This is a genomic window from Bradyrhizobium altum (assembly GCF_020889705.1).
In the GTDB taxonomy this organism is placed as follows: Bacteria; Pseudomonadota; Alphaproteobacteria; order Rhizobiales; family Xanthobacteraceae; genus Bradyrhizobium; species Bradyrhizobium altum.
Genome location: NZ_JACMYP010000049.1, coordinates 1 through 11,864, shown reverse-complemented (window position 1 = coordinate 11,864; position 11,864 = coordinate 1). Strand labels below are relative to the sequence as shown.

11 protein-coding genes are annotated in these 11,864 nt (G+C 64.0%); 6 read left to right on the top strand and 5 right to left on the bottom strand.

Annotation, left to right across the window (positions count from 1 at the left end):
* Positions 1-208: 208 nt before the first annotated feature.
* A complete protein-coding gene (locus H8B02_RS15205; protein ID WP_092125139.1) occupies positions 209-1,831 on the top strand; it encodes an inorganic phosphate transporter in 1,623 nt (540 codons plus the stop codon).
* Positions 1,832-2,026: 195 nt separating this feature from the next.
* Here the strand turns inward: H8B02_RS15205 and H8B02_RS15200 are convergent, their stop codons facing one another.
* Positions 2,027-2,935 carry a LysR family transcriptional regulator gene (locus H8B02_RS15200; RefSeq protein WP_229166979.1) on the bottom strand — a complete coding sequence of 303 codons (909 nt, stop codon included), beginning with the start codon at positions 2,933-2,935 and terminating at the stop codon, positions 2,027-2,029.
* Between the two features lie 135 nt (positions 2,936-3,070).
* On the opposite strand from H8B02_RS15200, the gene H8B02_RS15195 reads away from it, so the two are divergent.
* Complete coding sequence (locus H8B02_RS15195; RefSeq protein ID WP_229166978.1) at positions 3,071-4,252, top strand: cytochrome P450; 1,182 nt, start codon at positions 3,071-3,073, stop codon at positions 4,250-4,252.
* Between the two features lie 214 nt (positions 4,253-4,466).
* Positions 4,467-5,438: a 2,3,4,5-tetrahydropyridine-2,6-dicarboxylate N-succinyltransferase gene (gene dapD, locus H8B02_RS15190; RefSeq protein WP_229166977.1), complete on the top strand. Its 972-nt coding sequence runs from the start codon at positions 4,467-4,469 to the stop codon at positions 5,436-5,438.
* Between the two features lie 328 nt (positions 5,439-5,766).
* On the opposite strand, the gene H8B02_RS15185 is transcribed toward dapD, so the two are convergent.
* Positions 5,767-6,939 (bottom strand): M20 aminoacylase family protein, encoded by a 1,173-nt coding sequence (locus H8B02_RS15185; protein WP_092125137.1) that lies wholly within the window; start codon positions 6,937-6,939, stop codon positions 5,767-5,769.
* Between the two features lie 283 nt (positions 6,940-7,222).
* Between H8B02_RS15185 and H8B02_RS15180 the strand changes: the two genes are divergently transcribed.
* A complete protein-coding gene (locus tag H8B02_RS15180) occupies positions 7,223-7,648 on the top strand; it encodes a hypothetical protein (RefSeq protein ID WP_229166976.1) in 426 nt (141 codons plus the stop codon).
* Between the two features lie 121 nt (positions 7,649-7,769).
* On the opposite strand, the gene H8B02_RS15175 is transcribed toward H8B02_RS15180, so the two are convergent.
* From H8B02_RS15175 to H8B02_RS15165, 3 genes are all read right to left on the bottom strand, one after another.
* Positions 7,770-8,396, bottom strand: coding sequence for a pyridoxamine 5'-phosphate oxidase family protein (locus tag H8B02_RS15175; RefSeq protein WP_229166975.1), 627 nt, complete (start codon positions 8,394-8,396; stop codon positions 7,770-7,772).
* Positions 8,397-8,502: 106 nt separating this feature from the next.
* Positions 8,503-9,840 carry an amidohydrolase gene (locus H8B02_RS15170; protein ID WP_229166974.1) on the bottom strand — a complete coding sequence of 446 codons (1,338 nt, stop codon included), beginning with the start codon at positions 9,838-9,840 and terminating at the stop codon, positions 8,503-8,505.
* 118 nt (positions 9,841-9,958) lie between these two features.
* A complete protein-coding gene (locus tag H8B02_RS15165; protein WP_229166973.1) occupies positions 9,959-10,729 on the bottom strand; it encodes an IclR family transcriptional regulator domain-containing protein in 771 nt (256 codons plus the stop codon).
* Between the two features lie 169 nt (positions 10,730-10,898).
* Between H8B02_RS15165 and H8B02_RS15160 the strand changes: the two genes are divergently transcribed.
* Together H8B02_RS15160 and H8B02_RS15155 are read left to right on the top strand one after the other, a co-directional pair.
* Positions 10,899-11,390 (top strand): MaoC family dehydratase, encoded by a 492-nt coding sequence (locus H8B02_RS15160; protein ID WP_229166972.1) that lies wholly within the window; start codon positions 10,899-10,901, stop codon positions 11,388-11,390.
* 12 nt (positions 11,391-11,402) lie between these two features.
* On the top strand, positions 11,403-11,852 hold the full coding sequence (locus H8B02_RS15155) for a MaoC family dehydratase (protein WP_229166971.1): 450 nt from the start codon (positions 11,403-11,405) through the stop codon (positions 11,850-11,852).
* Positions 11,853-11,864 lie beyond the last annotated feature (12 nt).

The following is an 11,864-nucleotide window of genomic DNA, read 5'->3' as shown; positions in this document are numbered from 1 at the left end:
ACTTCAGTCACGATCATTGCGCGATCGGTGATCGTCTGTTGCTGAAGATTGCCACGAGGCCGCGAAGGCTCGTGGACCTTCAATGCGTTGCACAACAATTCGGCGGGATGTCCACCGTCACGGGTGGCCGGTTCATTTCACGGGGCGGATTTCAATTGCCTGTCATATGCATCGCTCAAAATCAGAGGCATTGGGACAGGAGTTTACCATGAGCGATATGGCGTTACCCGGCTCGATCGAGCCCGCCCTGAAAAAGGGTCCGGACCTCGACAAGGGCTTCCACCCCATGACGGGGATCATTTATTTGGGCGTGGTCGCAGCCGCGCTGCTGTTCGTTGCCTACAGCATCTATGCCGACGTCGACGCCACCGGCACGCGCGTCACGTCGTTCCTGCCCTACATCATGCTGTTCGTCGCGCTGCTGATCGCGCTCGGCTTCGAATTCGTCAACGGCTTCCACGACACCGCCAACGCGGTCGCCACCGTGATCTACACCCGCTCGCTGCCGGCGCATATCGCCGTGGTCTGGTCGGGCATGTTCAACCTGTTCGGCGTGCTGCTCTCGAGCGGCGCCGTCGCGTTCGGCATCGTGTCGCTGCTGCCGGTCGAACTGATCCTGCAGGTCGGCTCCAGCGCCGGATTTGCGATGGTGTTCGCGCTGCTGATCGCCGCCATCATCTGGAATCTCGGCACCTGGTGGCTCGGCCTGCCGGCCTCGAGCTCGCACACCCTGATCGGTTCGATCATGGGCGTCGGGATCACCAACGCGCTGCTGCGCGGCCGCGACGGCACCTCCGGTGTTGACTGGTCGCAGGCGACCAACATCGCCAAGGCGCTGCTGCTGTCGCCGCTGTTCGGCTTCGCGCTCGCCGCCGGCCTGCTCTACATCCTCAAGATCGTGCTGGCGCGTGCGACGCCGGCGCTGTTCGGCGAGCCGGTCGGCGACCAGCCGCCGCCGTGGTGGATCCGCGGCATCCTGATCCTGACCTGCACGCTGGTCAGCTTCTTCCACGGCTCGAACGACGGCCAGAAGGGCATGGGCCTGATCATGCTGATCCTGATCGGCACCGTGCCGACCGCCTACGCGCTGAACCGCGCCCTGCCCGCGAGCCAGATCGAGCAGTTCGCCGCGCACTCCACCTCGGCCAGCAAGGTCATCGAAGGCAAGGCCGCCGGTTACAATGTGATCGGCAATCCGCGCCCGGCGGTGACCAACTATGTCGCGCAGCACCAGATCAACGAAGGCACCTATCCGTCGCTGGCAGTGCTGGTGCGCGACATTGGACAGCAGGTCGCCCAGTATGGCTCGCTGGCCAAGTTCCCGGCCGACGCGGTCGGCAACACCCGTAACGACATGTACCTGGCGTCCGAGGCGATCCGCTTCCTGATGAAGGACAAGGAAGCCGAGCTGACTGCCGCCGACGTCGCCACGCTGAACGAGTACAAGGGCTCGCTCGATGCCGCGACCAAGTTCATCCCGAGCTGGGTGAAGTTCGCCGTCGCCATCGCGCTCGGCCTCGGCACCATGGTCGGCTGGAAGCGGATCGTCGTCACCGTCGGCGAGAAGATCGGCAAGACCCACCTGACCTACGCGCAGGGCGCCTGCGCCGAGATCACGGCAGCCGCGACGATCGCGGCGGCCGACGGCTACGGCCTGCCGGTCTCGACCACGCACGTGCTGTCGTCGGGCATTGCCGGCACCATGGCCGCCAACGGCTCCGGCCTGCAATGGGCGACGATCCGCAACATCGCGATGGCCTGGGTGCTGACCCTGCCCGCCGCGATGATCCTCTCGGGCTGTCTGTACTACGTGTTCTACCACGTGTTCTGATGCCGACACGCTTTCGGCGCGGCATCGCGCCGGACGAAGGCCCGCACCATTAGTGCGGGCCTTCTCTTTTTGGGTATTGCCGTCATTGCGAGCGCAGCGAAGCAACCCATGCCTCCGCAAGTGACGAGATGGATTGCTTCGCTTCGCTCGCAATGACGAACAGGCTAGATAGAGCGCAAGCGTCACGTAGCTTGTTCAAGCCGCGTAAGCTTTCGCGACCTCCGCCAGCAGGCCGCGCGCCCATTTGTGCAGGCCGGACTTGGCTGTCCGGGCGCTCCAGTACATGTCGATCGAGATCGGCACGCGGAACGGCAGCGAAGCGACGTGCAGGCCGCCGCGCATCGCCCGCGCCAGGTGATGCGGGATCGTCGCAACCAGCCTCGTGCCGGCAACGATGCGCTCCAGGCTGTCGTGGTTCGGAAGGCTGACCGCGGGCTCAATCTCGATCTCCCTCGCCTTCAGCGCCTCGAGATAAAGCGGCTGCCACTCGCCGCTATGGGTGATGAAGACGTGTTCGGCCTTGGCGTAGGCCGACAGCGCGATCCGGCCGCGCGCCAGCGCATTGGCCGGATCCATCACGCAGACATAGTGATCGGTGAGGATATGGCGCCGAAAGAAGCTTTCGCCGACGACCCCGACCGGACCGAGCACGATGTCGCACTGGTTCTGCTTGAGATGGATGTCGCCATGGCCCGCGGCATCGAGCAGGACGAGACGGACCCGTGGTGCGCCGGCACGCAGCCGTGCACTGAACTGCGGCATCAGGGTCTGCCGTTCGTGATAGTTGCAGGAGATCGTCACGCTGCCCTGCGCCGTCGCCGGATCGAATTCCGCCGGTGAGGCAAGCCCGTCGATCTCGCCGATCATGTCTCGCGCCCAGCTGACCAGCGCCGCGCAGCGTTCGGTGGCGGTCACGCCATTGCCGTTGCGGACAAACAAGGGATCACCGAGCGCGCCGCGCAGCCGCTCGACCGCGTAGCTGATGGTGGACTGGTTGACGTCGAGCCGCTTGGCCGCCGCCGAGAACGACTGCAGGTCGTAGACCAGCACAAGCGTCCGCAAGGTCCCGATGTCGATCGGATCGATCGAGGAATTGGCCGCCACGCTGCATCTCCCGCCTTGCTGGCGGCCCAGCCTAGCACGAGATCATAGAATATTTCGATGGTCTTTATCGATCCCATCGAATTGATTGATTGCTGGCGCTGGCGCTAGGCTTCGCGAAAAGCGTTGGGAGGACCAATGACCAGCACCGTGCCCGTCGTCACCGACATCGCGTATCAGGATCTGCTCGACGACCCCTATCCGATCTTCCGCCGCCTGCGCGAGATGGCGCCGGCGGTCTTTGTCGAGCCCGCGAAGCTGACGCTGGTGACGCGCTTCGACGACATCGTACGGATCGAGCGCGATCCCGCGACCTACTCGGCCGATAACCCCGCCTCGCTGGTCAACAAGGTGATGGGGCCGACCTTCATGCGCAAGGACGGCGCCGAGCACGCGATCGGCCGCAAGGCGATCGAGCCCTCGTTCCGTCCGGCCACGATCAAGCAGTATTGGGCGCCGCAATTCACCGCGATCGCGGAAAAGCTGATCGATGACCTGTCCGCGGCTGACGACGCCGATCTGTTCTCCACACTCGCAGCGCCGATGGCCTCGCTCAGCCTGATGGCCATGATCGGCTTTCGCGCGATGCCGTGGCAGACCCTGGCCGACTGGTCGCAAGCCCTGATCGACGGCGCCGGCAACTACGCAGCCGATGCCGGGATCGAACGGAAGGCGATGCAGGCCAGCGCCGATGTCGACGCCGCGATCGACGCGGTGCTCGATGATCACCGCAGCCACCCCAATCCCTCGATCCTGTCCTCGATGGTCAACGCCGATCCGCCGATGCCGATCGAGGGCATCCGCGCCAACATCAAGGTGATCATCGGCGGCGGGCTGAACGAGCCGCGCGATGCGATCCTGACCCTCGTGCTCGGTCTTCTGCAAAACCCGGCGCAGAAGGACAGCGTGCTGGCGAAGCCGGAGCTATGGCCCGCTGCGCTCGAGGAAGCGGTGCGCTGGATCTCGCCGATCGGCATGTATCCGCGCCGCGTCACCCGCGATGTCGATCTTTCCGGCACCACGCTGCCCGAGGGCCTTCAGATCGGGCTCTGCGTCGGCGCCGCGAACCGCGACGGCAATCGCTTCACCGAGCCCGATCGTTTTGACGTGACGCGGCCGAAGCAATCGCATCTGGCGTTCGGCGCCGGACCGCATTTCTGCGCCGGCACCTGGGTGTCGCGGCTCACCGTCGGCAAGATCGTGGTGCCGATGCTGTTCGCGCGCCTGCGCAACTTGCGCCTCCGCTCGGAGGCGCCGCCTGCCGTCCGCGGCTGGGTGTTCCGCGGACCGGCGACGCTGCCGGTGCGATGGGATGCGTGAGGTGGTCCACGACGCGGACTCATTAGGCCGCAGCCGGACGCAACGTCCTCGGCCCGGCCCCGGCGTTCGGCCAGAAGCGGACATCACCCGTCGGCTTCCCCGCTCAATCCGTCGAAAATGGCCCAAAGCGGACGTGTTTGAGCGTGCAGAAGTTGCCAATTCCAGGAGAACTCGCGTATGCACTATGTGCAGGGTCGTGGTGTGAGAAATTCAAATGGCGATAGAGCTGAGGGGCGCGAGCGGCGAGGGATTTGCGACGATTGCCGCTGACGGTCGCGTGTTGGATTCCTGGTTTCTTCAGCTGCGCCTGGTCGCGGAGGCCGGCAGGGCGGCAACGGTACGGCTGACGAAGGACGAGATCAACAGATCGTTGGGTGAGTCGGCAGACGGATATGCGCGACACGACGACGTCCGAAATGTCGAGATCGTTCCAATCCGTACAGAAATTGACTCCCTTGCATCTGCGCCGACTGATGTGCACGACGCATATCTTCGACTCCATCTCCTGAGCCACCGGCTCGTTCAGCCGAATTGCCTGAACCTTGAAGGAATTTTCAGTCAGTTACCCAACGTTGCCTGGACGACCCTCGGTCCCTGTGAATGCTCTCGTGTACCGGACGCACGACTGATAGCACGAATGCGTGCGCTCGCGTTTGAGGTGACAGGCGTGGATAAGTTTCCGCGCATGACTGACTATGTGACGCCTGCGGACGTGAGAATTGCAGATGCGGATCGCGTAAGGCTCGGAGCCTACCTGGCGCCGGGCACGACCGTCATGCATGAAGGCTTTTGCAATTTTAATGCAGGCACGCTCGGTCCCTGCATGGTCGAAGGCCGGATAAGCGCCGGTGTGGTTGTGGGAAGTGGCAGCGACGTTGGTGGCGGAGCGTCGATCATGGGCACTCTGTCCGGAGGCGGGAAAGAGCGGATTACAGTTGGTCAGCGCTGCCTGATCGGAGCCAACGCCGGTATCGGCATTTCGTTGGGTGACGATTGTATCGTCGAGGCGGGCTGTTATATCACGGCAGGCGCGCGCATCCTTTTGGAAGATGGCCGAGTGCTGAAAGCCAAAGAACTCTCAGGCCAGAAGGGCCTTCTTTTTCGTCGTAATTCCCAGAGCGGCGCTCTTGAGGCAACCAGACGTACACGAAATTGGGACGGCCTCAACTCGCAACTTCACGGCTAGGCAGCTCACTCGAAGACGTCGCCGGCGACATGTGGCGCGTCACGACGTCGCCTTCTGACGCCTCGCGTCATTTGCTGCTGCTGCCCAAAAGCGGCCGTTAGCGGAGCGAAGCGGACATCATGAGAACTTGTGAGTACGCGCACTGGTTCGTCATTGCGAGCCAACGGGTCGCGCGAACGCGCGCCCGATGACCGGCTCCGCGAAGCAATCCATCTCTTCGCTCGCTGAAGCATGGATTGCTTCGTCGCCGCGCTCCCTTGCGCAAACGCTTCGCGTTTGTCGCAGGCATGCCGATCGAGAGATAGCGCAGCGACGCAGACAGCGAAGATCACGCCGCCAGCGCGTCCTCCACGATCTTCACGAAATAGGAGGTGCCGTAGACGATCGCCTCGTCGTTGAAATTATAGGCGGGGTGATGCAGGCCGGCGCTGTCGCCATTGCCGCAGAAGATGAAGGCGCCGGGCCGCGCTTCCAGCATGTACGAAAAATCCTCGCCGCCCATCAGCGGCGGCATCGGATGCACGTTGCCGTCGCCGGCCACCTCCTTGGCGATCCGGGTCGCGAATTCGGTCTGCGATGCGTGGTTGACGGTGACGGGATAGCCGCGCTTGTAGTCGAGATCGATCCGCGCGCCAGTCAGTTGCGCCACGCCCTTGACCACTTCACCGATGCGCTTCTCGATCAATTGCCGGACCTCCGGGGTCAGGGTGCGGACGGTGCCGCGCAAGACCGCGGTCTGCGGAATCACGTTGCGGGCATTGCCAGCGTGGAATTCGCAGATCGAGATCACGGCGGAATCGAGCGGATCGACGCTGCGCGACACGATCGACTGCAGCGCGGTGATCAGTTGCGCGCCGACCATCACCGAATCGATGCATTTGTGCGGCCGCGCGGCGTGGCCGCCGAGCCCCTCGATGTTGATATTGACCTCGTCGGTGGACGCCATGATCGGGCCGGAGCGGATCGCGAACGAGCCGATCGGAATCCCCGGACCGTTGTGCATGCCGTAAACCTGCTGGACGCCGAAGCGGTCCATCAAGCCGTCCTTGATCATGGCGGCCGCGCCGGCCCCACCCTCCTCGGCCGGCTGGAAGATCACGACCGCGTCGCCGGCGAAATTGCGCGTCTCGGCGAGATAGCGTGCCGCGCCGAGCAGCATCGCGGTGTGGCCGTCGTGGCCGCAGGCGTGCATCTTGCCCGGCGTCTTCGAGGCGTAAGGCAGGTTGGTTTCCTCGTGGATCGGCAGCGCGTCCATGTCGGCGCGCAGGCCGATCACCTTGACGTCGCCCTTGGCCGCGCCCTTCTTGCCCTTGATGACCCCGACCACGCCGGTCTTGCCGAGCCCGGTCACGACCTCGTCGCAGCCAAACTCCCGCAGCCGGTCGGCTACGAATGATGCAGTGCGGTGCACGTCATACAGCAGTTCGGGGTTTTCATGGATGTTGCGGCGCCAGGCCTGGATATCGGGTTGCAGATCGGCGACGCGGTTGACGATGGGCATGAGAATTCTGGCCTCTGAGGTTGGACGTAAGTCCTGTCTAGCATGCAAGAGACGGTCCACCCAACAGATGTGGCATGACTCTGGCCTGGGCCCTGCATTCGCAAATGGGATGCCGAATGTTCCCAGGACATGGGGCCGAGTGACCTTGCGTCCGTTCGCCAAGGTCTGGCCCCGACGGGATCGCATCCGACCAAAGCCTAATAGTGCCGGGGATTTCTCATGCGGATACTCCTTGAGGTTTCCGCACCGAAATCCTCCAGCCTTCAAAGAAGGGCGCGGCTGCATGACGCCGGATCAAGCGGTCTTGTTCTCCACCATCATCCTGCTGGTGCCGATGGGCTACTTCCTGCTCGCGGCTCCCGCGTTCCTGCTCGTGAAGCTCGACGTCCCGCCCGTCACCCGCCTGCTGCGCGGCATGTTCAATGCCTACTTCCTGGTGCTGACGGTCTCGGGTGTGATCGGGACGCTCGCCTTTGCCGCGGCGGGCCGGCCGGCCGTCGCGCTTGGCATCGCCTTGATCGCGGCGTTCGCGGTGCTGGCGCGCCGATGGTTCCTGCGGCGGCTCGATGCCGAGGCGAACGCGCGAGACTCGGGTGATCCGACCGCGGTGCGACGGCTCCGCCGGCTGCATTGGGGCGGCATGCTGTGCAATGCGGTTCAGGTGTTCGTATTGGTCGGCAGCATTCCCTACATGGCGCCGCTGCCTTGATCGGGTCTTGCTCCGCCGATCCCACATCCGTTTGGGGCGCGTAAGATTGCAAGCCGCGTCCGCTTTGCCGTCGAAGCGCGGCGCAGAGCAAGATTCGTTCTCGCCACGAAGAGCCTGCTCGCTATGCGTCGCGTTTCCGATGCGGATCGTATTTCGAAAGTACGTCTTTGAGGTAATCCCGGCTCTTCCATTCCGGTGCGGGCGGCTCGTAGCCGGGCCGAGGAACGAACGGATTCGCCGCCACATCCGCTGACGCGCCCATCATGTCCGGAATGTAGCGCGGGCAATTCGGAAAGATTTCGCATTTGACGCGCACGACAAGCTTCGCACCATGATGCCGGGCAAGCGTTTCCGCGCCGTCGTGGATCGTTGCCTTGCCCCGGATGCGCGCGCGAAACGTCTTGCCGTCGAGCCGTACAAACAGCAACCCGACGTTCGGGTTGCGGTGAATATTACCGAGTGTGCGGTACATGTTGTTGCCGTCATACTCGGGGTATTCAAGCGTGTCGGGCCCGGTAATCTTCACGAAGCCGGGATCGCCGCAACGCATCGAACAATCGACGTTGTCCTGATAGCTCGTCGCAATGAAAAAGAATCGCGTCTCCTCTATGAGCTTGCGCTCCTGTTCCCAGAACTCGAAGTGGAGGCGATGCTTCTCGAGGCCGTCAGCGACGCGACGACCGTCGAAGCGGTCCTGCAACTCACGCATTCCGTCGTGGTAGAATGGGGCGCGGATTGGGTCTGCCACAGGACTCCTCCAGCAAGTTGAGCAACCGGTCTGCAAGTTTTGGCACGGCGAGAATATGCGGTGCAACGGAAGCAGAAATCTCTCGAGCGCGCCTGGCCGCAGGTGGCTAATTTCCCCGCGCCTGCCGGTCGAACGCGCTCAACACGGCAAGCGTCATGGCCTCGACACCGGTCTTGATGGTGGGCTCCGGCACCGGCGCGAACAGCGGCGAATGGTTGGTCGGCAATGGCGGGCCGTTGCCTGCCCGGGCCGCGGCGACGCGCTCCGGCTCGTAGACACCGATGTTGAAGAACATCGACGGCACCCCGGCGCTGACGAATTCGGAATAATCCTCGCTGGGCGTGCCGGGCGGCGAGGTTGCGAACTTGTCGCCAAACGCCGCCTTCAGCACCTTTTCCGCCGTGCCGACCACGTCGGGATCATTGACCACGGCCTTGGTCCCTTCGGCGAGGTTAATCTCGGGCTCCGGCGCATTCGACATGGCGGCGACCGCCTTTGCCGTCCGCTCGATGCCTGCAAGCATTTTGGCGCGCACCTCGGGCTTGAAGGTGCGAATGGTGCCGAGCAGCACCACATCGTCAGGAATGATGTTTGACGCGGTGCCGCCGTGAATTGCGCCGATGCTGACCACGCCGAATTCGGTCGGGTCCTTTTCGCGGCTGATCACGCTCTGAACATCGACGACAAAGCGCGCGGCCATCATCACGGGATCGATCGTCGCCTGCGGTACCGCACCGTGCCCGCCGCGGCCACGGAATTTGATGTAGAGGCCATCGGCGGCGGATGAGCCGATCCCGACGCGATAGCGCACCGTTCCATAGGCGAACGGGCCATCGTGCAAGGCGAAGCCGAAATTCGGCTTTGGAAACTTCGTGAACAGACCATCCGCCAGCATCGCCTTGGCACCCGCCACGATCTCTTCAGCCGGCTGGGCGATGAACATCAGCGTGCCGTGCCATTGGTCTTTCAGGCCGACCAGCGTCTTGGCCGCGCCCACCCAACTCGCCATGTGGATGTCGTGGCCGCAGCTGTGGGCCACGAAGGTTTCCCGTCCCTGCCATGTGGTCTTGTCGTGGCTGGCATAGGGAAGGCCGGTCTTCTCTTCCATCGGCAGCGCATCGAGTTCGGTGCGCACCATGATGGTGGGGCCCTCGCCGTTCCTGTAGATCGCGACCAGCCCGGTCTTGCCGACGTGCTCCGTCACGTCGAAGCCCAGCGCCCGCATCTCGGCAGCCAGTTTGGCCGCGGTCTTCTCCTCCTGAAACGCGATCTCGGGATGGGCGTGAAGGTCCTTGTAGAGCGCGTCGAGTTTCGGATAGTCGGCCTCGACCGATTTCTCGATTGCGCCCTTCAGCGCGGCGACATCGAGTTCAGCATTGGCTCGCAGCGGCAATGACGCGCAGAGCGCGGCGGACACAAGCAGCGTGAGAACAACCTTGTTCATGGCAATCGCTCCAACCGAAACCCGGATACTGCACCCCGAGCGTCAGGTCGGGCTCGGCTCCGCGATCTAAGCAGGCAAGGTGACGGGAAACAATCACTGATCCAGAGCATGTGCGCACCTAGCCCGAGGTGAGCATCTGGCTGCGGATCTCCTGTGCGGTGCGGCGCAGCGGCAGCAGAAATTTCTTGCGCGCGCCGGCCTCGCTGACCGTGCCGGAGATCGTGTTGACGCTGAGCGCCGCGACCACCGCGCCGGCGGGGTCGCGCAGCGGCACCGCGATGCCGCAGATCGCGGGATCGAGCTCGCCATCGACCCAGGCGTAGCCGTCGCTCTCGATCCTTGCGAGCAGTTCGCCGAGACGCTCCGGATCGGTCACCGTGCGCGGCGTGACCTGCTTGAAGCCGCCGGTCGCAAGATAAGCCTCGCGGGTGCCGGGCGGCAGCGCCGCGAGCATGACGCGGCCGAGCGACACCAGATGCGCGGGCAGCCGGCTGCCGACGCCGAGATTGGCCGACAGAATCCGCCGCGCAGGCAGACGCAGCGCATAGACGATCTCGTCCTCGTCGAGCACCGCCATCGCGCAGGACTCGCCGATCTCGTTGCGCAAATTCTCCAGCGCGCGCTGCGCATGCGCCCAATAGGGCAGCGCATTGAGATAGGACAGGCCGAGCCCGAGCGCGCGCGGCCGCAAGCTGAAGTAGCGTCCATCGGAGGCGCAATATTTCAGCGCCACCAGGGTCGCGAGAATGCGGCGTGCGGTGGCGCGGTTGAGACCGGCGGTGTCGGCGGCCTCCGCCAGCGTATGCCGGCCCGGCGGCTTGCCGAGCGCCTCGATGATCGAGAAACCGCGCGCGATCGCGCGCACGAAGCCGTCACTCTCTTTGCTCATGGCGTCATCTGGTTCGGGGTGTCGTTCTGCTCATCACATCGCGGCCCGCATGGCTGCCTGCTCATGACGCGGCGCTGCCCGCTTGTCAGGGGCTCCCGACCGCGCTAGCGTCAATTCACACAGCGAATAAACTGTTCGCCTGGCGAACTAAATAGCAGGAGGATCCTCGATGGCGCAAGCAGAAAGTTCTGCGGCAACCCCGTTCGAAACCGATTTCTGGAAGGACGCGAAGCTGCGCAAGGTGTGGGACGACATCGTCCCCGGCGAGCCGCGCAAGACGCTGCCCTACCTGCTCACGCAGGAAGCGATCGCGCTGTACTGCCGTGCGGTCGGCGAGACCAATCCGCTCTATCTGGATGAGGCGGCCGCGAAGGCCGGGCCCTATGGCGGACTGATCGCACCACCCGCGATCCACATCCTGCTGATGTTCGCATGCACGCCGGCCGACGACTGGATGCGCTCGCCGGGTACCGTCAATGCCGGGCAGTCGTGGAGCTACAACATCCCTGCCCGTCCCGGCGACACCATCACCGTGCAGGCCCGCGCGCTCGACAAGTTCATCAAGCGCGAGCGGCTGTTCGTGGTGCACGACAACGTCTTCTTCAACCAGCATGGCGACGTGATCTGCTCGGGTCGCGGCCAGACCATCCGTCCGATGTAAGGGAGGATCACGATGACCTCAGCGAATTTCGATGCTCTCAAGGCCGGCGACACCATCGACGGCCCCGCCTTCGCCGTCTCGCGCGAATCGATCCGCCTGTTTTGCGATGCATCGCTCGACTACAACCCGCTGCATCTCGACGACAACTACATGAAGGGCGATTTCGGCAAGACCAATTTCGGCGGCATCATCATGCATGGCATGAACAATTTCGGCCTGATCTCGCGCATGCTGACCGACTGGGCTCTTCCTGCCGGCGCGATCCATCGAAGGCTCGAGACGCGCTGGCTGAAGCCGGTGAAGCCCGGCGACACGATCCGACCCGCCGGCACCATCAAGGCCAAGCAGACGACCGCCAAATCGCGCTGGGTGCTGGTCGACGTCGCCGTGCAGAACCAGCGCGGCGAAACGGTCGCGGCCGGCGAAGCGATGCTGGAGTTTCCCGGCGCGAAGGCGGACTAACGGACCTTAGCC